This window comes from Mesorhizobium sp. WSM1386, assembly GCF_055901595.1.
Genome location: NZ_CM148373.1, coordinates 4,118,409 through 4,141,325 on the forward strand (window position 1 = coordinate 4,118,409; position 22,917 = coordinate 4,141,325).

Sequence of the window (22,917 nt, forward strand, 5' to 3'; positions counted from 1 at the left end):
GTTCCTCATTCGCAACCCAGCTCCCGGCATCACCACAGGAACAAAGCCTTGACCAATCGGTTCGGCATTACCCGGTCAGGCAAGGGCGAGGGGATGAGGGTATGCCGGACTGAGCAACGAAGAACGCGCCCAGTTGGATGCGCAGTATTTCGCCACGCGGTCCCGGTCCGAGCAAGGCGGTTGAAGCCGAATGGCCGAAGGAGACTTCGAATGAGCGATATGGGACGCAGGCACGAGCACCAGGCGGAGGCTTCGGATACGGAAGTTTCGCGGTTCGCCAGTTTTTTCATGGCGGGCTTTGAGTGCTCCTCGCACCGACGCAAGGACGGCGTTCGCCTCGACCTTATCCGCGCGACCTCGCATAATTTGCATGCCCTAGGCGACTACCGCGGCTGCGCCGAACTCGGCCTTCGCACCATTCGCGACGGGCTGCGGTGGCATTTGATCGAAACCGCTCCCGGGACCTATGACTGGTCAAGTTGGGCACCGATGGTCGAGGCCGCCCGGTCGGCAGGTGTCCAGGTCATCTGGGACATCTTCCACTACGGATCTCCAGACCATGTCGACCAGGGATCGCTGGATTTCATCGATGCCTATGCCTCGTTCGCGGCGGAAGCCGTGAGAGTGCACCGTACGATCGCCGGAACATCGCCTCTGTTTTGCCCGATCAACGAGATCTCCTTTTTCGCATGGGCTGTCGAGGTCGGTTACTTCCCGCGCGTGGGGCCGGAAAAACGGGGATGGTTCAAGCGGCATCTCGTGAAGGCTGCCATCGCGGGCGTGCGTGCAATGCGCGAGATCGACCCCGCCTGCAGATTTGTCTGGGCCGAGCCGCTTATCCATATCGCTCCTCGCGACGGAACCCGCGGCGAACGGCGTCGGGCCGAAAACGCCCGTCAGGGGCAGTTCGAAGCTTACGACATGTTGCTGGGCCGCGTCGAACCCGAGTTGGGTGGGAGCGAAGATGTTGTCGATGTCGTGGGCCTGAATTTTTACCCGCACAATCAATGGTACCTGAACGGGCCGACGATACCGATGGGACATCATGAGTACCGCGCTTTGTCGGAAATGTTGCTCGAAGTCGCTCGTCGGTACGGTAAGCCGATGTTCATCGCCGAGACCGGTTCCGAGGGATCCGGCGGGCCGGCTTGGCTCCACTATGTCTGCGACGAGGTGCGCGCCGCCATGAGTTCGGAAGCGCCGATCGAGGGCATTTGCCTGTACCCGATAACAGCCTACCCCGGCTGGGACAATTCGCGACATGCGGAGGTAGGGCTGTTTTCTGTCATTCAAGCGGATGGCATGCGACGCCTCCGTCAGCCCATCGCGGACGAACTGGTCCGTCAGCGAAATCTGTTCACCGCGGAACGGACGGGCTGACGGGTGTGGTCCGGGGCAGGGCGTCTGTCATGAACGCCCGCGCCCCTATGGATCAGCTCTTTGCGGTTTCCCCGGCCTCGCGCAACTTGGCATAGCGCAAGGTGACGTCGCTCAGGTTTTCCTTCAGCCAATTGGCCATGGCTTCCTCTTCGCTCAGATTCTGCTTGAGAACCCTTTCGGCGTCCTGAAAACCACCGGCCTCGGCCAGCACCAACAGCGAATTGTAAGCGGCGATCTCGTAGTTTTCGAATGCGAAATTCGCCAGGCTGTTCTTGATGATCTCGTCGCCGGCCATGGAATGCCCCATGGCAGCCATGCTGCCAACCATCGACAACGCCGTATCCTTGAGAGTGGAGTGCTCCTCGTCGAGACCGTCCAGGACGGCCTCAAGTCGCGTGATCTGGCCTTCGGTTTCCTGAATGTGCCGACGCAAACGATCGGCCACCTCTGGATAATTCTCGATACGCTCGACTTGGGGTTTCATTATCGATAGCGCCTGGTTTTCCATGGCGTGGGCGTTGCGCAAACCAACAACGAATATCTCACGGCTTTCTGAATCGAAGTTTGTGTCCATCGTAGTTCTCCTTTTGATTTTGCGCCCCCGAGCTTAGGTCCTGTATGCGGGGGAGCTTACCGCCAACTCCGCCAATGGCGGACCCGGGACGCTCTTCTGGATGCGGGAGAAAGTAGCCAAGGCCTGCCCGACCACCTGGTCCATGTTGTAATAGCGGTATGTTGCCAGGCGACCGACAAACCACACGTCGGGACAGGTTGCGGAGAGCGCTTCATAGCGCTTGTAGAGCGCTTCGTTTTCGGCCCGCGGCACCGGATAGTATGGATCCCCGATGTCGGTGGGATATTCGTAGGTCAGGCTGGTCCGCGAGCTCTGCTGGCCGGTAAGATGTTTGTATTCCGTGATGCGTGTGTAATCTTCCGTCTGGGGATAATTGACGACGGCGACCGGCTGAAACTGTTCGCGGTCCAGCGTAACGTGCTCGAAACGAAGCGAGCGATAGGGAAGGTGCCCAAGCTGCCAGCCGAAATATTCATCGATCGGGCCGGTATAAACCAGGCGCCTGAATGGTATCTTCTCACGAATTTCGCGGAAATCGGTCTGGAGCAGGATCTTGATATTCGGATGATCGAGCATGCGTTCGAACATCCGTGTGTACCCGCCAGCAGGCATTTTTTGGAAGCTGTCGTTGAAATAGCGATCGTCGCGATTGGTTCGGGTCGGCACTCGTGCTGTCACCGATTTGCTCAATTGACTGGGATCGACGCCCCATTGCTTCCTTGTGTAGCCACGGAAGAACTTCTCATAGAGCTCTCGTCCCACGGTGCTGACGACGACGTCCTCGGCCGTGCGAACGTCCTCTACCGTCTCGCGTCGTGACGCAAAGAAATCTTCCAGCTGCGTCGAGGTTAGGTTGAGCCCATAAAGGCGGTTGATCGTGTCGAGATTGATCGGGATGGGAACCAGTTTCCCGTCCACCGCCGCCAGCACCCTATGCTCGTACGGCCGCCATTCGGTGAACTGCGACAGGTACTCCACGATCGCTTGGCTGTTGGTGTGGAAGATATGCGGCCCGTAGCGATGGATGAGGATGCCGGCTTCATTGTAGCAATCATAGGCGTTGCCGCCGATATGGCCGCGGCGGTCGACCACGAGCACGCTCTCATGACGTTGCGAAGCTATCCTTTCGGCAAGCACGCTGCCGGCAAACCCTGCGCCGACGATCAGCCAGTCGAACATGGCTATGCGCTCCTGCGAAGGGGGACGACCTTCTTGCCTTGATGGGCACGCTCAATGTGAGCTGCCATGGCATTCCATGTTTTCTCCCAGGAGATGTTCGCGAGATAGGCGTCGACTCGCGGCCAGAGGGTTTGATGCGGTCGCGAAAGAACGGAGCGCAGCTTGATTTCCAGATCGTCACCGTCGGCGATTTCCACCAGGCCGGCGGCACCGTAGCTGCGCACCACATCCACGATTGCCGTCGAGACGACCGGCAGGCCCGCAGCCAGGAACTCCGGCGTCTTGGTCGGGCTGATGAAACGGGTCGCTTCGTTGAGCGCAAACGGCATCCACCCGGCATCCCAATGGCGCAAATAGTCGGGTAGCTCGCAATAGGGCTTCGCACCCAACCAGTGCAGATTTTCGGCTTGCGGCAGGCTTGAAGGATCAATCTTGACCACGGGGCCGAGCATCACGAAATGGACGTCGGGCATGGTCTTTGCCGCCAGCACCACGAGACGAACGTCCAGTCTCTCGTCGATGACGCCGAAATATCCCACCCTCGGGTGGGGAATGTCGGCCTGATCGGCTGGGTCCTTTCCCGGCTTCCTCGCCCTGTGGAAGTGCTGCACATCGATGCTGCTGGGGAAGGGGTAGATCTCATGATGCAAGCGGCGCTTGGTCTCGAACAGGCTCAGGCCGCCGGTGAAGACGAGATCGGCGCGGCGCAGAAGGGCCTTTTCCATCTGCCCCAGTTCTGGCGGAGCATTCTTGAACGCGGAGAGTTCGTCCATGCAGTCATAGACGCATATGTCTGCGTCGAGATACTCCGTGAAGCGAAGAGCCATGGGGGTGTAGTACCAAGCGATCAAGCGACTATGCGGCATGGCAGCGATTGCCTGCTGAACAAATCTCCGCTGGACGGCATCTGCTTTCGTGGGCGACGTGCCGAGCGGGAGCACCGGTGTCACAATCAGAATGTTTGACGACGCCTCGCTCGTCCGCATAAGCGGATGTGTCAGGTCTTCGAAAACAGGTTCTTCAAAGTAGACCACTTGCTGCTGCTTGGACGCGAGAGTGAGAATATGCTGTGGGCGTTGATGAACAAAATTCCATCGAAGGTGTGAGAAGCAAACCAATAGATTTTCGCGACGGGGGTATTTACTTCTGGCCACCCTGCCCAAGGCTGCTTCCATTGACATATTCCTTTTTATAGACGCTAATTTATTTTACGACTAACATTTGTTAATCGCGGGTGAAGGAGAACTAAACTTCGATTCAAGCTTCTAACTTTCGATCGGGTGAGTTGTTCCAAGGTGAAATGGAGAGGCTCAGCCCATCCGTTGGTCGACGAGCGCGAAGCTCAAACTGCCGCGTCGGGAATGGCTGTCGGCGCTTGCTTGCCATTGAAAGCGCGGTCGACCAGAGGAATGCGGTGGAGAGCGGCATTGCCGCATTTGCGCTGAACTCGTTGGTTATAAAGTGCGCGAGACATCAAATTGATTCGCCTGCATCGCTGCGCGGGTCCGAGTGCTAGGGCGAATTCCGGGGCTGACATGAAGATCGATTTTGAAACCAACGTTTTCCCGCTGTTCCATCCGCAAAGCGTGGATGATCTCAAGGACCCGTGCCCTGTCTTCGATGGCAGTGTGTGGCACGTCTTCGGTTCAAGCGGCACGGTCACCACCGAGACGTGGAGAATCCTGCATGCCACGGCGCCCGACCTCTATGGCCCGTGGACCGAGCATGAGCCGATCGAACTTCCGATCAACGGCACTGGTGTCGCGGCTCCCGGTGTGATCCACGAAAGCGGGGTGTTCCACATGTTTATTCAGACCGAGTTCATGAAGTCTGGTGGCCGTTGCGAGCACGCGGTTTCCAACGACGGGTTCCATTGGGTGGTTCTCAGCCCGGCCATCCTTGCCATCCCGGACACGGAGGAGGATGGTATCTACGATCCGCATCCAGCGGTCATTGGCGGCAAGCGCTACCTCGCCTATTCGGCCATGCCGAAATTCACCAGGGTGCCTCAGCCCGACATCTATCTGGCGCGCAGCCAGTCCGATTCCTGGTTCGGTCCCTGGAAGCGGATCGGCAAGATCCTCGACCACAACGATGTTCCTCATCACAATACGAGAGAGGATCCAGATTACGAATGGGGCATAGAAGGCGCACAATTGGTCGAGTTGCCGGATGGCCGAGTGCTGCTCAACGCAACTTGCTTTCTTCCGAATGGCCTTCGGGGGAACCGGCAACGGGTGTTTTTTGCCATCGCGGACGAGGTCAGCGGACCCTACGTCTCCATCGGCCCGGTGCTCGAACCGGGGCAGCCGGGAGAGAATGGTCACTCGACGGTGATGATCGAAGGCAGCCAGCTTTCACTGTTCTACCAGAGCCGGGTTGCCGCAACCGATCACCGGTGGCGTTACGGCTTGGCCAGATGCGACGTCGCTCTGTTTTCAAAGGTTGCATGATCACTGCCATTCTGCACGCCGCGTCCTATCCAAGGAGCTTGCGGCAAATGTCGCGAACGAGCTGTGGCAGGACCTCGAACGCATACCCGACATGCAGTCGCTCGAGCGGCGTGTGATAGTCTCGTCCCCAGGGACCGATATTGATCGTCGGAATGTTGGCCAGGGCTCGCCGCGGTGGCCATCGCACGCTGTCCTTCCAGGCCGGCGTGTTGCGGGCAACGATGTCGAGAGAGGATTCCTCGGCTTCGCCAAGGAAGCTCATGTCGGAGATGCCGGCGAAATAGTCCGTGCAACCGACCGCGCTGCCGTGGCGCGCCATCGCCTCGGCGGCGACGGTGACGGCGGCGGCTCGCAACCGGGCGGCGGCCGGCAGTTCGGAAAGGTTCGTCGGCAGATAAGGGATTGACCCGAAGCCTGTAACGATGGCCGGCCCCGTCAACCGGCTGAGTTCCCAAGCCTGCTCCGTTATCAATCGGCATTTCTCAGGCAGCGCGAGATCGCCGGCAGCAATCGAGGCGGCAACAGCTTCGAGTTGCGCCCGCTCCGGCTGGCCCAGACGCTCTATCAAAGTCTCGTACCGGTGGACCGGAACAGACCTTGCCGTGTCGACCTGGCCTGTCGTTGCACTGACGCGGCTCTGCAGTTCCTGGAGAAGGCGCGAGGCCGCTTCGGCGCATAATTTGTCGAACCGGTCGAGCATCTCAGTGGGTGTCCGGCGATAGCTCAGCACATTGAAGCTGGCATAGGCCACCCGCGGCGTGGTGACATCGTATCCGGTCTTTCCGTCCCGTATCCCAAGCAGGCTGGGCGGCGTGCCTGGTGCCGATCCACCCTCTTCGGTGAGTTCGGGCGCCCATTCCAGCCGAGCAGCGATTGCGGCGGCGATGGCCGCCGCGTTGAGGCCATTCAGGGGAAAACCGCTATGTGTGGGAACGCCAACGACAAAGGCGGTGGGAAGCAGCTTGCCCACTGTTCCCAGGGCGATCACGCGCCCCTTGCTGCCGTCGCCGTCATCAGCGATCGCGTCGAGATTGATTGCCGCGATCAGATCGAGGTCGCGCTCTTCGCAGATTTCGGGCAGCATCCGTGCCGCCTTGCGGGCACCGGCGGAATTGTTCTCCTCGTCCGGCACGGCGATAAAAAGCAGGTTTCCAGACGGCTTCGCCTCTCCGGCGAAGTCGGCGCATACGGATAGGCCCGCCGCAAGGCCGGCCTTCATGTCGAGAAGGCCACGTCCGGCCAGGAAATCGCCGCCCGCGAGATCGCGATGGGCCAATCTGGCGGCTGGAGCCTCGGCTGCGACGAGGGAATCGCGAAGTGCTCGTGTCAGGGCCTCTGGCCGAGTGGCCAGATGCTCCAAGTGCCTATAGTCGCTGGTTCCAACGGTGTCGTAGTGACCTGTCAAAAGCACCGTTGAGCGTCCTGTGCCGCGAAGCAGCATCGCCACGCAGTGACGGCCGTCCCGAGGTCCGATCTCTGGATCGTCCACACCTCGGCGTTCCGGAATGCTGTCTCCCGTCGCAGTTCGCCCGCCAACCACGGGCCGAAAGCGGCCTCGCCGTCCGTCCCGGTGACGCTTTTCTGTTCGGTGAGTTCAACGGCCCAGCGCCGCGCGTGGCTGGACAGCGTCACGGGAAACCTTTGGATCATTATCGTCCTGACATTCGGGTTGGCGCGGTGAACAGTAGCTTGGGCAAGCGCCATCTCTCAAGCACGGTTCGGTGTGTTCCAGGAAAATCCCCCGCGGAAACATTCCTGCTCGGAGGAACTTTCGGACCCGGGGCAGCTTTTGTTTTGATCACACGCAAACGATGAGGCGAAGATGCAGGTGCTCGATACAGCCGTACATATCGGGCCGGAGAATATCGTGGTCGAGTTTCTCGGCGAAGGCGGCCAAAAGATCGCCACCACCACTGTCTTGTCCGACCGGCAACTGCCGCTCGCTGAAGCCGCGCTGGTCGCTCGGCAGATGATGGTCCAGTGCGCTGTTCGGCATCGCGGCCGCTCGGAACGGTTGGGCGGTGCGGGTTCGCGATGGCAGCGGCAACATAGCCGTATCCGTATCCATTGATTTCGAGGCCGCAAGACGAGCGAAGGCGGTCGCTGGACGAAGGAGCTGATCGCCCAGCTTTGCAGGTGGAAGGCCAGTTAGATGTACAATTTCATGTCACTGCATGCGATCGCCGCCCGGAGAAGCGACGGGTTGCGACCGGAACTCATCCGGCTGTTTCAGGTGCGCGCCGCCTTGAAGGCAGCTGGCGTCGCAGACCTGCAATCATATAATGGCGCCGGCTTTGAGCAGGCCGGACCAAATCCGGTCGGAGACGCTGGGGCAGGGCAAGATAATGTGGTCCCTCTTCCTGCCGACAGAAGGCAACAGCCAGGCTCTCCGGCGCGTTAGGCTGTTGAAACAGGGATAGCGGCAGAGGTCGCGCTGCTGGTTTGGCGCCCGGCGACGGCGCTGATTACCCCAGCCCGGCATATCGTTGCATCCCTGTCGAATGTCGAACAATGGCATCGAACACGCCAGGGCCGGGCAGGCCATTCCTGACATGTTTTGCTGACAAAGCAACGCACCACGGCTCGATCGCAAAACCTTTCGTTCATGGAACATCCAACGTTTCTCGAAGTTGGGCAGCCAAGGAGGAACGTGCCATGAACAGTGTTATCTATCTTATCGGCCTTGTCGTTGTCGTGCTTGCTGTCCTCTCTTTCCTCGGTTTTCGCTAGGTGGTGACCATGCAAAGTGATGACGGCCAGGGCCGTAAACCCTCTGATTTCGACCAGGCGAAACGTGATGTCTCCGACAGGCTTCGTCAGGAAAAAGAACGCGCGAACGAGTTGCTTCACGATGCTCGCGACGAACTGACCAGCAAGGCTGGCGAGTACGCAACAGAAGCCACGCAGGTCATTTCCGACAAGGCGGAGGAGGCGCAGCGCGACGTCGGATCGAGCCTGGCGGCACTGGGCGGCGCACTGCGCGCGGCCAGCGATCACCTGGCCAACAACGACGAAAGGACCGCATCGAAATTTGCGCTGGACGCCGCCGGTGGCCTGGAGCGGCTTTCCTCGTCACTGAAACAAAAGCCGTTCGGACAGGTGCTTGAGGACATGCAGTCTTTTGGCCGACAAAATCCCGGTGTCCTCCTTGCTGGATCGGTGCTGGCCGGACTGGCGCTCGGCCGGTTCATCAAGGCTTCTCCACCGGCAAGCCGTCAAGCATCTCAGAATGCTTCGGAAGACGCCAACTCGCACACTGCTCAACCGGCTGAACGGGCTGACGGCTCGTGGGGATTCGACCGTATCGGCGATGATGTCGCCACGCAGCATGCGGAGCAAGACAGATGAACACGCAAGACAATCCCAGCCTCGCGACCCTGGTAACCGACCTGGCCCAGCACGCCACCACGCTGGTGCAAACCGAAGCCCGACTTTTGCGGGCAGAGCTGTCCGAAAAGCTTACCAAAGCGGGATCGGGCGCCGCCGAGGTGCTGGGCGGCGCGATCTGCCTGCTCGCCGCCCTACTGGTGCTGCTGCAGGCACTCGTCATCGCTCTGACACGGGCAGGGCTGGGCGCCGGGTGGTCCTCCCTGTTGGTCGGTGTGGTCGTGGCAATTCTTGGCATCATCCTGCTGCGGACCGGAATGGCAAGCATGGCGCCTTCCGAACTTACTCCCGACCGAACCCAGGAACAGCTCAGGCGCGACGCGAATGTGATCAAGGAACAAGTGAGATGAACGAGAAATCCGCAGCCGAATTTGAACGCGAGGCGGAGGCCGCGCGCGCCAGGGTAGTGGAAACGGCCGAATCCATCCGAGGCAAAATGACACCGGGACAATTGCTGGACGAATTCACCGGCATCTTCTCAGGCGGAGAGAGTTCGGCCATGCTCGACAACCTGAGAACGCAGGTCAGGGACAATCCCTTGCCCGTGACGATGGTAGGTGCGGGCCTGGCTTGGCTCATGCTGGGCAGCGGTCCTTCAACCGGCGGCCGACGCCCGGCCGGTTACGCGGCGGCTATGGCGCCCGGCCGTCGTGACGATGCGGATGGTGGAGCGTCGGGCAGTACGCTCGCCGACGCCGCCACGTCGCTCTCCTCGGCTGCAAGTAGCGTCGGCGACACCTTATCGAGCGCGGCATCGATCGCCGCCGAGGGGCTGACGAGCAACGCGGCGAGTGCAGGATCGGCGACTGGCGACATGGCTGCGAAGGCCGGCCGCTCGGCTCAGGAGCTACTGAATGACCAGCCCTTGGCGGTCGCGGCGGTCGGTCTCGCGATCGGCGCCGCGATAGGTGCCATGCTACCCCACACCGCAATCGAGGATGAGCAACTGGGCGGCTATCGCGAACAGCTTCGCAACACTTCTCAGGACATGCTCAACCAGGGCCTTGAGCAGGCCAAACAGGTTGCCGCCGACGGCTATGAAACGGTCAAGCACGAAGCTGGCCGGCAGGACAAGGACGCAGGCACATTGGCCGACCAACTCGGCGGGATCGTCAAGTCTGCGGCCGACGCGACGGAGCAGTCCGTGCGCGAGCGGACTTCGCGCCTTTCGGAGGAAGAATCCTAGACGACGGCAGCTTTTCGATGGGGTCGTGGCCAAGACCGCCGGCGTCACTCGCTTTCTCGTCTGGTCTGCGGCCGACAAGAAGGACGCGTCCGTGCGCGAGAAGCTTTCGGACGTCGAAGCCTCGGCGGGCAAGACATCCTAGTTGCGCTCTGACCGCCACGGCGCAGTCGATCAGCGGCGTGTTCGCCGGCGACGAGGCCATGAAAGGTCTCTGGCGAGCTTCACGTTCGAACCTATGGAATCGCGTCCTATACGATCCTCATCATCGGCTCCAATGCCGCGGGCGAGGGCGAGATTGCACGTGTGTGTGAACAGTACCTGCGCAAAGGAGCAAGCCATGGCCGAGTGGCTGAAGGACAACCTTCTGCAAGGCGCCGAGACCTTTCTGACGCGCGTGGAGCCGATAGCGACAGCGCCAGGCGGAGGATCGACTTAAACCCGGAGCCTGCCGCGGTGCCGCGGGCGGGATGCTCAGCCAGTGGTCGGCTATCACGAAGCCGTGGCTCGGCACGAGCGCCGTTCGAATCCAGGAACATTCCTTTGCCCAGGGGGTTAGTATTGCTCCGCGTTACCGGAGCGCTCGTGTTGCTTTCGAATCTCCAGGAGCAGTCGTTTGACGGGCCTCTCGCGGCCATGGCGTCAACGGCGAGCCACCACCTTGTCGTGCCGGGAGATGGGCAGCCCGCGACCGCTCGGGGCCTGACGACTATTCCGGACCAACCGTGCGGACGGGAAGGCCAACGCGAATGAAGATCGCGCTGGCTTTTCTCATGCTCCTTGCCCTAGCCGCTCCGACACTTGCCGAGCCGCCGACGATGGTGATCGGTTATCTCGGTGAACAGCGCAAATCGCCTCTGCCGCTCGGGCCGCTGGATGAGGCCGTTGCCGATGAAGGCCTGCAGGGCGCTCGGCTCGGCATTGCCGACGACGCCAGCACCGGCCGGTTTCTCGGCCAGCAATTCCGATTGCAGGAAAAGATCCTGAAGCCGGGCGAGGCTCCGGCCGAGGCCGTCAAGGAGTTCGCCGCCGCGAACATCAGCTTCGTCGTCGCCGATGTCGACGCCGACCGGTTGCTGCAGGCGAGCGCCGCCCCAGGCGCCGAGCGGATGACGCTATTCAACAGCCGCGCCCCGGATGACCGGCTCCGCCAGGACGATTGCCGCAGGAACGTGCTGCATACGATACCAAGCCGCGCCATGCTCGCCGATGCGTTGGCGCAATACCTGATCTGGAAACGCTGGCAGCACTGGTTTCTGCTGGTCGGGCCGCATCCCGGGGACCAGGCGATGGCGGCCGCCTTTCGACGGGCGGCGGCTCGCTTCGGAGCCGAGATTACGACCGATCAGCCGTGGACATTCAGGCCCGCCAACGGTCGTGCCGATACCGGGCATGTCACGCTGCAGACCGAAATACCCGCGGTCACGCAGGTCAGCGACTATGATGTTCTCGTGGTCGCCGACGAGGCGGATGAGTTCGGCGCCTATCTGGAGGAGCGCACTGCTCTGCCGAGGATCGTCGCCGGCACCCAAGGGCTGGTCGCCACCGGCTGGAGCCCGGTCAGCGAGGAGTGGGGCGCAACCCAACTGCAGGATCGTTTCCACAGGCAGGCCGGGCGCTGGATGCTGCCCAGCGACTATGCCGCCTGGCTCGCGATGCGCAGCATTGGCGAGGTAGCGACGCGCCTGCACAGTCTCGATCCCGCGGCGATCGCGCAATACATACGCGACGACGCGTTTCTTCTCTCCGGCTTCAAGGGGCAGGGGCTCAGTTTCCGTGCCTGGGACGGACAGATGCGCCAGCCCATCTTCATCGCAGGGCCGCGCCTGCTGGTTTCCAGCTCGCCCCAACCGGGCTTCCTGCACCAGCGCACGCCGCTGGACACGTTGGGCATCGACCTGGAGGAGAGCACATGCAAGTTCTGATCGCGCTGCTTTTGGCGGCGCTCGCTCTTGCCGCTCCCGCCGCCGCCGAGACCGTCTATGTGTCCAATGAGCAGGACAATGCCGTCGCGGTTGTCGATGGCGCGACGATGACGTTGCTGGCGACGATCGACGTTGGCCGACGTCCGCGCGGACTGGCGCTCTCGATCGACAACAAGTTGCTGTTCGTCGCGGAAGGTGACGACAACCGCATCGACGTGGTCGACGTCGCGAAACGTCGGGTGGTCGGGCAGTTGCCCTCGGGAGCCGATCCGGAATTCTTTGTGGTCCATCCGGACGGCAAGAGGCTGTTCGTGGCCAACGAGAACGACAATCTGGTGTCGGTGGTGGACATCGCCGCGGCCAAGGTCATCGGCACGGTGGATGTCGGCGTGGAACCGGAAGGGATGGCGGCCAGCGCTGATGGCCGCTATGTCGCCTGTACGTCGGAGACCACCAGCATGGTCCATCTGATCGATGCAGCCACCCTCGAACTCGTCGACAATCTGCTGGTCGACACCAGACCGCGCGCGGCCTTGTTCACGCCAGACGGCAAGCAATTGTGGGTCTCGTCGGAGATTCGGGGCACCGTCACCGTTTTTGACACGGCAACTCGAGCGCAAACTGGCAAGATCGAGTTCGCCGTGCCGGGTATTCGACGCGAAGGCGTGCAGGCGGTCGGCATGGAGATCTCCCGCGGGGGCGCGACCGCCTACGTGGCGCTTGGACCCGCCAACAGGGTGGCCGAAGTGGACGTCAAGACGCTGACGGTCCGTCGGCTCTATCTGGTTGGCCAACGGCCATGGCACGTTGCGCTCTCCGCCGATCAGAAGCGTCTGATCAGCGCAAACGGCAATTCAGGCGACATCTCCTTCATCGATCTCGAGAACGAGGAAGTGGTGAAATCGCTGCCGGTGGGCCGCGGTCCCTGGGGCGTGGTGATCGGCCCATGAACGCCCTGTCGGTCGACCATCTTAGCCACAGTTTCGGAAGCCGGCGGGTTCTGGATGACGTTTCGTTTTCGGTGCCGGAGGGCGGAATGTGCATTCTGCTTGGACGCAATGGCGCCGGCAAGACGACACTGTTCTCGCTGATCACCGGCCTCTACCACGCCGGCGCCGGGTCGGTCCTGGTCTTCGGCCACGCGATGAACGCGAACCCGTCAACTGCGCTTGCCGAAATGGGCGTTGTCTTCCAACAGCCGACGCTTGACCTCGACCTGACAGCCGGCGAGAACCTGCGCTACCATGCTGCCCTGCATGGCCTTCCCAAGGCGTTGAGCAAAGAGCGTTCCGTCGAGGAGCTCAGCCGGCTCGAAGTGGCTGACAGGATTGACGATCCTGCTCGCGCTCTGTCTGGCGGCCAGCGGCGGCGTGTCGAGATCGCACGGGCGTTGATGCACCGGCCGCGTCTTCTGTTGCTCGACGAGCCGACCACCGGTCTTGATGTGCCGGGCCGGCGCGCCCTCGAGCGGCATGTGCGCGACCTCTGCTGGGACCGTGGCATTGCCGTGCTTTGGGCCACGCACTTCCTCGAAGAAGTGAGCTCGGCCGACCGCGTCGTGGTTCTGCACGAGGGAAGGGTGCGTTGGGGCGGCCGCGCCGACCGCCTCGCTGCCGCTGTCGGAGTGGCCAATACGGCCGAGGCGTTCGCCTCGCTGACGGGCTCGCCATGAAGTTGGATCACGCGTTGCGGGCACTCACGGGCATCGTCCTGCGAGAAACGCTGCGCACGCTCAGGCAGCGCGGTCGGCTGTTCTCGGCAATCGTACGGCCGCTGGTCTGGCTGGCGATCTTCGCCGCCGGCTTCCGATCCGTGCTGGGCCTCTCGATCACGCCGCCCTACCAGACCTACGTTCTTTACGATGTCTATGTCGTGCCCGGCCTGGCGGCCATGATGCTGCTCTTCCACGCCATGGCGAGCTCGCTGGCCATGGTCTACGACCGCGAGATGGGCAGTATGCGCCTGTTGCTGACGGCGCCGTTGCCGCGCTGGTACCTGCTTGCCGCGCGGCTGCTGGCCAGCGTCGTCGTCGGCCTGCCGCTGGTTTATCTGTTCTTGGTTATTGCGCGCTATTGGGACGTTCGGCCGCCTGCTCTCGGCTACGTGGCGGTATTTCCAGCGCTTTTGCTGTCCGGCCTGATGCTTGGTGCCTTCGGATTGCTCGTATCGTCCATCTCGACCCAGATGGAGAACTTCGCCGGCGTGATGAATTTCGTGATCTTCCCAATGTTCTTCGCCTCGACAGCGCTCTATCCGCTATGGCGTCTGGCCGAGGCGGGGCCGGTCTTGGCAACCATCGCCGCCTGGAACCCGTTCAGCTCCGCGGTCGAGTTGATCCGCTTTGCGCTATATCTGCGCTTCGATGCCGTTTCAGCCCTCGTCGTTCTCTTCTGCCTGCTCGCATTCTTCCTGGCAGCCGGGCTCGGTTATGACCCCGGTCGCGGCCTTTGGTCACGGCGCCCCGGAGGTTAGTCACTTCAGAGCATAGAGGTAGGCCGCGATATCGCGCGCCTGCTGCTCCGTAATCCTGGTCGATGGCATGGCTGTGTGCGGATTGATGTCCCTGGCCGATCGTATCCAGCGGACCAGGTTCTCTGGATTGTTGGTCAGGACGCCGCCGATTATGACACGGTCGGCGAGGCTGGAATCGAGGCGAGGACCGACTTGCCCCTGCGCGCCCGGCACCCCCGTAATCGTATGGCAGCCAGAGCAGCCGTTCGTGGTCATGATCGGCAAAGCGCGCGCAACGTTACCGCCTGTAGCCGCCTCCGCCTCATGCCGGATGCGCGCGGCCCGATCGGACCACAAGGTCAGCCCGGCAACAGCCGCGGTGAGCAGCACCAGCAAGGCACTGGCGGTGGCAAGCAATTTAGACAGGCCAGAGCGCATGCGCCGCCTCCCTCCTTCCGCTCGCCCTGATCCACAGCCCGGCCAGCAGCAATGCCGCCCCGCCATAGATCAATCCGGCCGGCACCCACATCACCAGCCCGGCAAGCTGCTGGTCTTCGAGGGGGCTCAAATTCCACAGCGCCGCCCCCACGGCGTTCTCCGGGTACCAGAGCCGTGGCGAAAACAACAGGAGAACGCCGAGCAGGCCAGTGTGCAGCGAGGTGACGAAGAGATGCATCACCGCGCCGCCATAGTTGTGCTGACGGCCGGAGCGCGGCAAGATCGCCCGCCAGAACAGCAGGCCGGTTCCAAGGAAGCTCGCGTGCTGGGCATAGTGCAGCACGCCGCGCTCCAGCGCTGCCTCGAACACCGTCGGAATGTGCCAGATCCATATAGCGACGCCGTGAATAATGGTCGCGCTGAGCGGCCGGGTTGCGAAAGCCCAGACCGCCTGCAACCATCCGGCGTGCCCGGCAATTCCCAGAATGTGGCGGAAGCGGGTGGGGAGGCCCCACATCAAGGCCGCGGCCGGGCAGGCCGCGACCAACAGCGGCGCCGCCAGGGCCATCAGCAGTTCATGCTCGATCATATGCGCCGCAAACACCTGCTCGCCGAGCGCGTGAATGGGGCTGACCAATGCGGCTGTTAACACGCCCCATCCGGCCGTGAACAGCAGCGCCTGGCGCAGCCGCAAAGTCCTGCCGCGGCGGCTGCGCCGCCAAAGCCGGCTCGCGCCCACGACATAGACGAGACCGAGGGCGGCAAGCGGCAGCGTAATCGGCAGTGCCAGCGTCCATCCGGCTTCTGGCGCGCCGGCACCATAGCAGATCGATGTTGAGAACAGCGCGTCGAGGTTCATCGCAGGCACTCGTCCAGGATGAGCGCGGCGCTGCCTTGCGTGACGATGACAAGTGCAAACAGCAGCGCCGATAGCATGCCGAGATTGGCGACAAACCGTTCGGTGCCGCCCGTACGCTCCGGCTTGAAAGCGGCACCGCCTCGGCGCTTCGCCCGCCAGGACAGCGCCCCGCCGAGCAGAGAAAACAAGACGAGCAGTAGCGCCAAGGGAAGCACTACCGGGACCTGCCGGTTGCACTGCCAGGGGACCAGCGCATAATTCAGTTGCGTCGAGAGTGCCCATGCCAGCGGGCCCGACAGAAGGCCACCCCAGGACGTTCCCACACGCAATGCACGCATTTCAGCCTAGCCTCGGCAGCCAATAGATGAGCAGGTAGATCGGAATCCAGGTCAGGACCACGAAGTCCCAGTAGAAGACATTGTCGCCGACATCGCCGAAGCGACGGCCGCTATAGCCATGGCGCGTGAACATCAGCACAGCCAGCACGATGGTGTCGCCGACATCGGTTATGAGATGCGTGGTGTGCAGCCCGAGGAGGACCCAGAGCATCGATCCATAAGCATTGGTGTCCCAATAGATGTTCAGCGCCGGAAACTCGAACCAGCGCACGACAAGCGGAGCCAGACCGAGCAGCGACATCACCACCATGCCGATCCGCACCGGCCCGATCGCGCATTGCTTCGCGTAACGTTTGAGGATGTGGTTCGGCACCAGGCTGAGGATGAGGAGCAGCGTCACGATCGTCCCCGGCCAATGGTTGGGCTGCGGAGCGCTTAGACGCCAGTTGGGCCACAGGGTCGCGAGATAGAGATAAGCGCCTGCCGCCAGCGCGAAGCCGGTGCCTTCGAGTGCCATGAAGCCTAGCGTGCCCCACCACGTCGGGCTGCGCGGACCATGTCCAAAGGTCGGCAGGCCGGAAATATCGGCGGCGGGGCGCTGGTTCATTCCTCGTCCTCCGGATCGCCCTTGGGCCAAAACCATCCGACCAAAGTGATGGCGATCGGTGCGGCGCCCCAGACAACTGCCCATGGCGTAAATATCGAATAGACAAATGTACCGCCGACGGAGAGCGCCGCAAGCAGCGGCCAGATCGACGGCGTCGCCGATTTCTCGCGAATGTCTGGATGGGCTTCGGCAACAGTCGAAATGAGAAGCTCGCGTGCATCGACCCGCAACCCGGTCGCCACGGGCAGCGCTTCGCGCTCGGCCCAGAGCGGCTCGACATGCGTGACAATCGGAATGCGCGCGAAATTATAGCTTGGCGGCGGCGAAGACGTCGCCCATTCCAACGTGCCGGCATCCCAGGGATTGTTTCCGGCCGGTGCGCCCTTCAGCGCGCCATGCGCAAGGTTGAAAGTGAACAGGACGAAGCTCAGGAAGAAGAGCACCGCCCCGGCCGAGATGAAAAGGTTGATGTTTCCCCAACCAAGTTCGGCCGGATAGGTGTAAACCCTTCGCGGCATGCCCCACAGCCCGACGAGATGCATCGGGAAAAAGGTGGCATTAAAGCCGATAAACGCCAGCCAGAAATGCCAGCGGCCGAGGCGTTCGCTCATCATGCGGCCGCTGATCTTCGGGAACCAGAAATAAGCCGCGCCAAGCAGCGGAAACACCGAGCCGCCAATCAGCACGTAGTGGAAATGCGCGACGACGAAATAAGTATCGTGGACCTGAAGATCCAAGGGCACCGAGGCGAGCATCACGCCGCTTAGGCCCCCGATCACGAAGATGAAGAAGAAACCGAAGACGAACAGCAATGGCGTCCGGATCACCGGCCGGCCATCCCACAGTGTCGCGAGCCAGCAGAAGATCTGCACGCCGTTCGGAATGGCGATCATCATGCTGGATGCGGTGAAGAAGCTGGCGCCAAGCTTGGGCAAGCCGGTGGCGAACATGTGATGAACCCAAAGGCCGAACGACAGGAAGCCGACCGCGATCAGCGACAGGACAAGCCCGAGGTGTCCGAAGGTCGGCCGCCTAGCGAAGGCGGGGATAATTGAAGAGACCATGCCAGTGGCCGGCAGGAAGATGATGTAGACTTCCGGATGGCCAAAGAACCAGAAGAGATGTTGGAACAGCAGAGCATCCCCACCTTCCGCCGGGTTGAAGATGTGCGTGCCGACCAGACGGTCCAGGATCAGGAACGTGGAGGTGATCATCACCGCCGGCATCGCGAAGACGACGACGAAGGAAGTGACTAGCATCGCCCAGACAAAGAGCGGGATCTTGTCCAGCGACATGCCGGGGGCTCGCTGCTTGAACACTGTGACGATGGTCGCCACCGCGACGGCCAGTGACGACACTTCGGTATAGGTGATCATCTGCGCCCACACGTCAGCGCGCTTGCCCGGTGCGAATTCGGGACCGGACAGCGGCACGTAAGCAAACCAGCCGACATCGGGCGCCATGTTGAGCGCGAAAGACACCCAGGCGAAAGCGCCACCCGAAACGTAGATCCAGTAGCTGAAGGCGATCAGGCGAGGGAACGCGATGTTGCGGGTGCCGACCATCAGCGGCACGAGATAGATGCCGGTCGCCTGCACGATTGGCACAGCGAACAGAAACATCATCGTAACGCCGTGCATTGTGAACAGCTGGTTGTAGAGGTCCGGCCCGATCAGGCCGCGCCGTGGACCTGAGAGCTGGATGCGCATGGCGACGGCATTGAGCCCGCCCAGGCACAGAAATACGAAGGCGGTGATCAGATAGCGCCGTGCGATGACCTTGTGATCGACGCTCGACAGCGCCCCGACGATGCCGGGAGGCGTGCGCCATGTCCGCGCCAGCCAGCGATGCAGGCTGGCTTCGTCCATGCCGGTGTCGCGAGGTCCGTCGCGTTCGGGAACAATGTCGCCCTTGGACGCTGTGTCCGGTTCCGGGATTTCGCGCTCGCCTGTGATATCGGCGCTGCTCATTTCAGACCCTCGAGATAAGCCACGATGGCGTTGAGCTCGTCGCCGCTAAGATCGACCACCGGCATATGGGATCCGGGCTTGACACCTTGTGGGTCGGCTATCCAGGCGGCGAGATTGCCGCGGCTCATCGTCAATGTTCCGGCGGCCAGGGTTTGCCGGCTGGCTATATGGGTCAGATCGGGAGCGACCGTTCCTCCCGCCGGCGTGCCGCCTATTCTGTGGCACATCACGCAGGGGCGCCTCAGAAACAGATCTTGGCCGGCTTTCGCCTCGGCATCGGTCGGCGCCGCGGCCGGCTGCAACTGGTCGTTCCACCACGCGTCGAACTTTTCACGCGTTTCGGCGATGATGAAGGTGCCCATGTTGGCGTGCTGCGCGCCACAGAACTCGGCGCATTGGCCTCGATAGACGCCGGGCTTGTCGGCCTTGATGTCGAGCACGTTCATGTGGCCCGGAATGAGGTCGAGCTTGCCGGAAAGGCTCGGGATCCAGAAGGAATGGATGACATCGGTCGAGGTCAGAAGAAGCCTCACCGGCTCGCCGGCAGGGATATGGATCTCGTTCGCGGTCGTCAGGATGCGGCCCGGCGTGGCATCCTCATAGCGCACCTCCCACCACCATTGATGCCCCGTGACCCGAATGGTCAGCGCTGCATCCAAGCCGATCGCGGCGAGCGTCCTGTTGGCGAAGAAGCTCAGCAAGGTCAGCCCGACCAGTATCACCGCGGTCAGCGCGACGGCGATCAGAACCACGCGAAGCTTCCGGCCGTCCGCGCCGACGTCGATCGCAAGCGGTTCCGCCTGCGCGCGCGACCGCATCATCAACGGCGCGGCAACCGAGATCATCACCAGCACCCACACTACCGCGCAGAGGCCGGTGAAAAACCAGATCAGCCATGCCAGCTCGCTCGCCGCTGGACCTTTCGGGTCGAGAGCCGATTGCCAGCCTGCGCATCCCTGGAGCAATAGAGCGCTGGCGGTGGCGAACGCCATCGAGACGAGGCGCTTCACGGCGACTTCCCCAGCGTGGCGGCGTCCGGCATTCGGTTTTCCGAGGGATGCACCATCATGTCGTCATTGCGCGATGGCGCAGCGGACGAGGGTGCATTGCCGCCCAGCGACCGAACGAAGGCAGCAAGCTCCCATATCTGGTCGTCGGGGATCTTGTCGCGGAAGCTCGGCATGCCGTTCGGCCGGCCGTCGCGGATGGTGGCATGAATGCTTTCCATCGAGCTGCCATAGATCCACTTCTCGTCCATCAGGGCCGGTCCCATGCCGCCGCCGCCATTGGCATGGCAGCCGGAGCAGTTGAACCAGCTGAACAGGCGTTTGCCCTCGCTCATGTGGAAGGCGTTGGCCTCGAAGCTCGCCGCCTTATTGTCGGAAGGTGAGGGTCGCTGGCCGCCCGGCTCCAGCGTGGTCACAGGCGCCGGCTGCTCGCCTGAGCCGAGCGCCGATTGCGGCCGCGTGTCGCGCTCCTCACGCTGGCAGGCGGCCAGGGCCATCGTCAAGGGCAGCACCATCGCCAGAGCCAGCCTCATCGCACCGGACTCCCGGGCATGTCCAGACGCGGTACGCCGTATTGCGCCAGAACCGCATCGATCTCGGCCTTGTGTCTGGCAAGCGCGCTGTTCACATCGCCGCGCAGCGCATCATCCTCGCGCCGAACACCCATCGAGATGTCATACATCAGCGGCAGTTGCGGTCCGTCGATGCGAGGCGTGACAGGGGTGATCCGGAGGGGTACCCTCTGCTTCTGGGCGAAATAGCCCGCGAGCGGACCCCAGACCACCGCGAGGTCGATTTCGCCGCTCGCCACCGCCTCGACGATGCGCGCCGGAGGATTGGGAGCGGAGTAATCGCCATAGACAGGGTAGCCGACGAGATGCCCGACGATGCCGCGGCGGCCGAGCGCCTGGACAGGCGGCGAGTTGGCGCCGTCGTCGCCGATGAGCTGAACACCGATCCGCAGGTCGCGCAGCCGCGGATCATTGAAGGAGGTCACATCCGGGCCGCTCTGGCGGGTCACAAAAACATAAGACGAACGATAGTAGGGCGCGGTGGTGCGCAGCATCTCCAGATTGGCCGGCGTGCCGGGCACGAGATCGCAGCGACCTGCCTTCAGCGTGTTGCGGATAAAGCCGCGGCGCTGCGCCCACCAGGTGTAGGTCAGCTTGGCGCCGAGATCGCCGGCGATGATTTCCGCGATCCTGTTCTCGAAGCCCTGACCGGCCGCGTTGGAAAAGGGCAGGTTGTTCGGGTCGGCGCAGACCCTGAGCTCGCGGGTGCCGGCTGTCGCTGGTAAGACCAGCAAGACGAGTGCGGTGATGCCACGCGCCATCCGCGGGAATACATTCCGTGCCACGCTGTGGATCAAGCCGAATACATCAGGGCAGACGGAACACATAAAGCGTGCCTCCCGCCGTGGTCGCGTTCTTCAGGTCCTTCATCGCATTGACAAAGCCGAGCGCGGCGGTGGCATCGCGCGGGTCGAGATCGCCCGATACGATCGCGCCGGCCCAACCGCCGACGCCGGACAATATGGCGACATATTGGTGGCCGTCCGGGCCACGATAGGTGATGGGTTGACCGATGATGCCCGAAGAGGTCTTGAACTGCCAAAGCAGGTCGCCAGTCTTCGCGCTCACCGCCTTGAACCAACCTTCCATCGTTCCATAGAAGACCACGTCGCCGGCGGTCACCACCGCGCCGCTCCATACCGGGAAGTTCTCCTTGAGGCTCCAGGCTGGTTTCTCGGCGGCGATGTCCCAAGCGGTGAAGGCGCCGCGATTGCCGCCTGGGCCTGGGATCATGCGCACGTTCATTCCGACGTAGGGCGTGCCGGCGATGTAGTTCACCTCTACGCCTTCTTCGTCCATGCACAGATTGTTGTGCGGGATGTAGAGCAGGCCGGTTTTCGGCGAGAAGGCGGAGGGCTGCCAATCCTTGAGGCCCGAGGCAGTTGGGCAGATGTCGCGGACGACCTTACCAGTGCCGGTCTTCTTATCCGGGTTTTCCGCCAACTTCCCGGTTTTGAGATCGACGCCCTTGCTGGAATTGACAGGGCCATAGGGTTTTGCAGACAAGACCTCACCGGTGGTCCGGTCGAGGACGTAGAGATAGCCATTGCGCTCCGGCCGGACCAGCACCTTGCGCGGCTTGCCCTGCCAGCTCATGTCGAGCAGGACCTGTTCGTTGATGCCGTCATAGTCGTGCAGGTCGTGCGGGCTCCACTGATAGAACCATTTCGCCGCTCCGGTATCGGGATCTCGGGCAAAAATGCCGGATGTCCATTTGTTGTCGCCGGGCCGCAGATCCGGATTCCAAGGCCCGGGATTGCCGGTGCCGTGGAAGATCAGGTTGAGATCGGGGTCGTAGGAGATCCAGCCCCACATGTTGCCGCCGCCGATCTTCCATGCTTCTGGCGGCCATGTCGTGACGCCAAGATCCTTGCCTTTGTCCATGTCGTAATGCGGTTTGAAGTCCGGCCCGATCAGCACATCCTTGTCGGGGCCGGTATTGTAAGCCGTCCAGACGACATGACCGTCGTCGGCGTCGAGCGCCTTGACCCAGCCGCGAACGCCCATCTCGCCGCCGGAATTGCCGACCAGAACTTTGCCTTTCACCACCAGTGGCGCCATGGTGATGGTCTCGCCGATATTGATGTTGCCGATATGGGCGTTCCAGATTGGCTGGCCACCATTGACATCGAGCGCGATGGTATGGCCGTCGAGCGTATTGAAGAAGATGCGCCCGTCGGCGAAAGCCGCGCCGCGATTGACGACATCGCAACAGGCAACCCCTTGCGCGGCGGGCTCGGGATTGGGCTCGTACTTCCATTTCATCGGCGCGCCGGGCTTCGAGAGGTCGAGCGCGTAGACGATGTTGGGAAACGGCGTCACGATATACATGGTGCTGCCGACGACAAGCGGCGCCGCTTCCTGGCCTTTGTTCACCCCGGTCGAAAAAGTGAAGGCCACCTGAAGGTTCTTGGCGTTGCCTTCGTTGATTTCGGCGAGTTCGCTGTAGCGGGTCGAGGCATAATTCTTGGCGGGCATAGTCCATTGCCCATCGTCGGGCGGTGCGGCCGCGGCGGGCGGCGAGATAGTTGGCGACGGCGGAGCGTCCGAGGCGGCTGTCACCAAGGGAGCGCAGGCCAGCAGCAGCACCGCAA

23 protein-coding genes are annotated in these 22,917 nt (G+C 62.3%); 10 read left to right on the forward strand and 13 right to left on the reverse strand.

Translation table 11 applies throughout. From position 1 onward, the window contains the following. Positions 1-210 precede the first annotated feature (210 nt). Complete coding sequence (locus tag AC0NIH_RS20090; protein ID WP_224687861.1) at positions 211-1,380, forward strand: beta-glucosidase; 1,170 nt, start codon at positions 211-213, stop codon at positions 1,378-1,380. 52 nt (positions 1,381-1,432) lie between these two features. Here AC0NIH_RS20090 and AC0NIH_RS20095 read toward each other — a convergent pair whose 3' ends face one another. From AC0NIH_RS20095 to AC0NIH_RS20105, 3 genes are read right to left on the reverse strand one after another with little or no spacing between them, the layout of a single operon-like run. Next, positions 1,433-1,954, reverse strand: a complete 522-nt coding sequence (locus AC0NIH_RS20095; protein WP_031250463.1) for a ferritin-like domain-containing protein — start codon at positions 1,952-1,954, stop codon at positions 1,433-1,435. Between the two features lie 33 nt (positions 1,955-1,987). Continuing rightward, on the reverse strand, positions 1,988-3,133 hold the full coding sequence (gene glf / locus AC0NIH_RS20100) for a UDP-galactopyranose mutase (protein WP_224687863.1): 1,146 nt from the start codon (positions 3,131-3,133) through the stop codon (positions 1,988-1,990). A 2-nt stretch (positions 3,134-3,135) separates the two neighbouring features. After that, a complete protein-coding gene (locus AC0NIH_RS20105; RefSeq protein WP_473467469.1) occupies positions 3,136-4,308 on the reverse strand; it encodes a glycosyltransferase family protein in 1,173 nt (390 codons plus the stop codon). 360 nt (positions 4,309-4,668) lie between these two features. Here AC0NIH_RS20105 and AC0NIH_RS20110 point away from each other — a divergent pair, with 360 nt between their 5' ends. Continuing rightward, entirely contained in the window at positions 4,669-5,586 is a 918-nt protein-coding gene (locus AC0NIH_RS20110; RefSeq protein ID WP_286437946.1) for a glycoside hydrolase family protein, read from the forward strand. A 25-nt stretch (positions 5,587-5,611) separates the two neighbouring features. Here the strand turns inward: AC0NIH_RS20110 and AC0NIH_RS20115 are convergent, their stop codons facing one another. Further along, entirely contained in the window at positions 5,612-6,997 is a 1,386-nt protein-coding gene (locus AC0NIH_RS20115; RefSeq protein ID WP_474025027.1) for a M20/M25/M40 family metallo-hydrolase, read from the reverse strand. Between the two features lie 411 nt (positions 6,998-7,408). Between AC0NIH_RS20115 and AC0NIH_RS20120 the strand changes: the two genes are divergently transcribed. The 8 genes from AC0NIH_RS20120 (at position 7,409) to AC0NIH_RS20155 (ending at position 14,553) form a co-directional block, all read left to right on the forward strand. Continuing rightward, positions 7,409-7,657 (forward strand): hypothetical protein, encoded by a 249-nt coding sequence (locus tag AC0NIH_RS20120; protein ID WP_474025028.1) that lies wholly within the window; start codon positions 7,409-7,411, stop codon positions 7,655-7,657. A 668-nt stretch (positions 7,658-8,325) separates the two neighbouring features. Beyond that, positions 8,326-8,934 carry a hypothetical protein gene (locus AC0NIH_RS20125; protein ID WP_473467473.1) on the forward strand — a complete coding sequence of 203 codons (609 nt, stop codon included), beginning with the start codon at positions 8,326-8,328 and terminating at the stop codon, positions 8,932-8,934. Beyond that, positions 8,931-9,323, forward strand: coding sequence for a phage holin family protein (locus AC0NIH_RS20130; RefSeq protein WP_023767847.1), 393 nt, complete (start codon positions 8,931-8,933; stop codon positions 9,321-9,323). Before AC0NIH_RS20125 ends, AC0NIH_RS20130 begins: the two co-directional genes overlap by 4 nt. Next, complete coding sequence (locus tag AC0NIH_RS20135; RefSeq protein WP_473467476.1) at positions 9,320-10,159, forward strand: hypothetical protein; 840 nt, start codon at positions 9,320-9,322, stop codon at positions 10,157-10,159. Before AC0NIH_RS20130 ends, AC0NIH_RS20135 begins: the two co-directional genes overlap by 4 nt. A 746-nt stretch (positions 10,160-10,905) precedes the next feature. Beyond that, positions 10,906-12,081 carry an ABC transporter substrate-binding protein gene (locus AC0NIH_RS20140; RefSeq protein ID WP_473467478.1) on the forward strand — a complete coding sequence of 392 codons (1,176 nt, stop codon included), beginning with the start codon at positions 10,906-10,908 and terminating at the stop codon, positions 12,079-12,081. Further along, entirely contained in the window at positions 12,069-13,031 is a 963-nt protein-coding gene (locus tag AC0NIH_RS20145) for a PQQ-dependent catabolism-associated beta-propeller protein (protein ID WP_473467480.1), read from the forward strand. Before AC0NIH_RS20140 ends, AC0NIH_RS20145 begins: the two co-directional genes overlap by 13 nt. After that, complete coding sequence (locus AC0NIH_RS20150) at positions 13,028-13,753, forward strand: ABC transporter ATP-binding protein (protein WP_473467481.1); 726 nt, start codon at positions 13,028-13,030, stop codon at positions 13,751-13,753. Before AC0NIH_RS20145 ends, AC0NIH_RS20150 begins: the two co-directional genes overlap by 4 nt. Continuing rightward, the gene (locus AC0NIH_RS20155; protein ID WP_473467482.1) at positions 13,750-14,553 is read left to right on the forward strand and encodes an ABC transporter permease; all 804 of its coding nucleotides are present in this window, start codon (positions 13,750-13,752) and stop codon (positions 14,551-14,553) included. Before AC0NIH_RS20150 ends, AC0NIH_RS20155 begins: the two co-directional genes overlap by 4 nt. Here AC0NIH_RS20155 and AC0NIH_RS20160 read toward each other — a convergent pair whose 3' ends face one another. The 9 genes from AC0NIH_RS20160 to AC0NIH_RS20200 are packed head-to-tail and all read right to left on the reverse strand — an operon-like array spanning position 14,554 to position 22,801. Continuing rightward, positions 14,554-14,970, reverse strand: coding sequence for a c-type cytochrome (locus tag AC0NIH_RS20160; protein ID WP_473467485.1), 417 nt, complete (start codon positions 14,968-14,970; stop codon positions 14,554-14,556). After that, positions 14,951-15,829 carry a cytochrome c oxidase assembly protein gene (locus tag AC0NIH_RS20165; RefSeq protein WP_473467487.1) on the reverse strand — a complete coding sequence of 293 codons (879 nt, stop codon included), beginning with the start codon at positions 15,827-15,829 and terminating at the stop codon, positions 14,951-14,953. Before AC0NIH_RS20165 ends, AC0NIH_RS20160 begins: the two co-directional genes overlap by 20 nt. Continuing rightward, a complete protein-coding gene (locus tag AC0NIH_RS20170; protein ID WP_473467489.1) occupies positions 15,826-16,167 on the reverse strand; it encodes a hypothetical protein in 342 nt (113 codons plus the stop codon). Before AC0NIH_RS20170 ends, AC0NIH_RS20165 begins: the two co-directional genes overlap by 4 nt. A 1-nt stretch (position 16,168) precedes the next feature. Beyond that, the gene (locus AC0NIH_RS20175; protein WP_023767856.1) at positions 16,169-16,774 is read right to left on the reverse strand and encodes a cytochrome c oxidase subunit 3; all 606 of its coding nucleotides are present in this window, start codon (positions 16,772-16,774) and stop codon (positions 16,169-16,171) included. Further along, positions 16,771-18,744, reverse strand: coding sequence for a cytochrome c oxidase subunit I (ctaD, locus tag AC0NIH_RS20180; protein WP_473467491.1), 1,974 nt, complete (start codon positions 18,742-18,744; stop codon positions 16,771-16,773). The genes AC0NIH_RS20175 and ctaD overlap by 4 nt, the downstream gene beginning before the upstream one ends. Continuing rightward, positions 18,741-19,754 carry a cytochrome c oxidase subunit II gene (gene coxB, locus AC0NIH_RS20185; RefSeq protein ID WP_473467493.1) on the reverse strand — a complete coding sequence of 338 codons (1,014 nt, stop codon included), beginning with the start codon at positions 19,752-19,754 and terminating at the stop codon, positions 18,741-18,743. Before coxB ends, ctaD begins: the two co-directional genes overlap by 4 nt. Next, on the reverse strand, positions 19,751-20,284 hold the full coding sequence (locus AC0NIH_RS20190; RefSeq protein WP_287277079.1) for a c-type cytochrome: 534 nt from the start codon (positions 20,282-20,284) through the stop codon (positions 19,751-19,753). The genes coxB and AC0NIH_RS20190 overlap by 4 nt, the downstream gene beginning before the upstream one ends. After that, entirely contained in the window at positions 20,281-21,084 is an 804-nt protein-coding gene (locus tag AC0NIH_RS20195; RefSeq protein ID WP_023767860.1) for a substrate-binding domain-containing protein, read from the reverse strand. The genes AC0NIH_RS20190 and AC0NIH_RS20195 overlap by 4 nt, the downstream gene beginning before the upstream one ends. 46 nt (positions 21,085-21,130) lie before the next feature. Continuing rightward, positions 21,131-22,801, reverse strand: coding sequence for a methanol/ethanol family PQQ-dependent dehydrogenase (locus AC0NIH_RS20200; protein ID WP_474025029.1), 1,671 nt, complete (start codon positions 22,799-22,801; stop codon positions 21,131-21,133). Between the last annotated feature and the right edge of the window lie 116 nt (positions 22,802-22,917).

Excerpts from the sequence above, each read along its gene's own strand:
- AC0NIH_RS20090 (WP_224687861.1), top strand. The coding sequence starts at position 211 with ATGAGCGATATGGGACGCAGGCACGAGCACCAGGCGGAGGCTTCGGAT.
- AC0NIH_RS20095 (WP_031250463.1), bottom strand. The coding sequence starts at position 1,954 with ATGGACACAAACTTCGATTCAGAAAGCCGTGAGATATTCGTTGTTGGT.
- glf (WP_224687863.1), bottom strand. The coding sequence starts at position 3,133 with ATGTTCGACTGGCTGATCGTCGGCGCAGGGTTTGCCGGCAGCGTGCTT.
- AC0NIH_RS20105 (WP_473467469.1), bottom strand. The coding sequence starts at position 4,308 with ATGGAAGCAGCCTTGGGCAGGGTGGCCAGAAGTAAATACCCCCGTCGC.
- AC0NIH_RS20110 (WP_286437946.1), top strand. The coding sequence starts at position 4,669 with ATGAAGATCGATTTTGAAACCAACGTTTTCCCGCTGTTCCATCCGCAA.
- AC0NIH_RS20120 (WP_474025028.1), top strand. The coding sequence starts at position 7,409 with ATGCAGGTGCTCGATACAGCCGTACATATCGGGCCGGAGAATATCGTG.
- AC0NIH_RS20125 (WP_473467473.1), top strand. The coding sequence starts at position 8,326 with ATGCAAAGTGATGACGGCCAGGGCCGTAAACCCTCTGATTTCGACCAG.
- AC0NIH_RS20130 (WP_023767847.1), top strand. The coding sequence starts at position 8,931 with ATGAACACGCAAGACAATCCCAGCCTCGCGACCCTGGTAACCGACCTG.
- AC0NIH_RS20135 (WP_473467476.1), top strand. The coding sequence starts at position 9,320 with ATGAACGAGAAATCCGCAGCCGAATTTGAACGCGAGGCGGAGGCCGCG.
- AC0NIH_RS20140 (WP_473467478.1), top strand. The coding sequence starts at position 10,906 with ATGAAGATCGCGCTGGCTTTTCTCATGCTCCTTGCCCTAGCCGCTCCG.
- AC0NIH_RS20145 (WP_473467480.1), top strand. The coding sequence starts at position 12,069 with ATGCAAGTTCTGATCGCGCTGCTTTTGGCGGCGCTCGCTCTTGCCGCT.
- AC0NIH_RS20150 (WP_473467481.1), top strand. The coding sequence starts at position 13,028 with ATGAACGCCCTGTCGGTCGACCATCTTAGCCACAGTTTCGGAAGCCGG.
- AC0NIH_RS20155 (WP_473467482.1), top strand. The coding sequence starts at position 13,750 with ATGAAGTTGGATCACGCGTTGCGGGCACTCACGGGCATCGTCCTGCGA.
- AC0NIH_RS20160 (WP_473467485.1), bottom strand. The coding sequence starts at position 14,970 with ATGCGCTCTGGCCTGTCTAAATTGCTTGCCACCGCCAGTGCCTTGCTG.
- AC0NIH_RS20165 (WP_473467487.1), bottom strand. The coding sequence starts at position 15,829 with ATGAACCTCGACGCGCTGTTCTCAACATCGATCTGCTATGGTGCCGGC.
- AC0NIH_RS20170 (WP_473467489.1), bottom strand. The coding sequence starts at position 16,167 with ATGCGTGCATTGCGTGTGGGAACGTCCTGGGGTGGCCTTCTGTCGGGC.
- AC0NIH_RS20175 (WP_023767856.1), bottom strand. The coding sequence starts at position 16,774 with ATGAACCAGCGCCCCGCCGCCGATATTTCCGGCCTGCCGACCTTTGGA.
- ctaD (WP_473467491.1), bottom strand. The coding sequence starts at position 18,744 with ATGAGCAGCGCCGATATCACAGGCGAGCGCGAAATCCCGGAACCGGAC.
- AC0NIH_RS20190 (WP_287277079.1), bottom strand. The coding sequence starts at position 20,284 with ATGAGGCTGGCTCTGGCGATGGTGCTGCCCTTGACGATGGCCCTGGCC.
- AC0NIH_RS20195 (WP_023767860.1), bottom strand. The coding sequence starts at position 21,084 with ATGGCGCGTGGCATCACCGCACTCGTCTTGCTGGTCTTACCAGCGACA.
- AC0NIH_RS20200 (WP_474025029.1), bottom strand. The coding sequence starts at position 22,801 with ATGCCCGCCAAGAATTATGCCTCGACCCGCTACAGCGAACTCGCCGAA.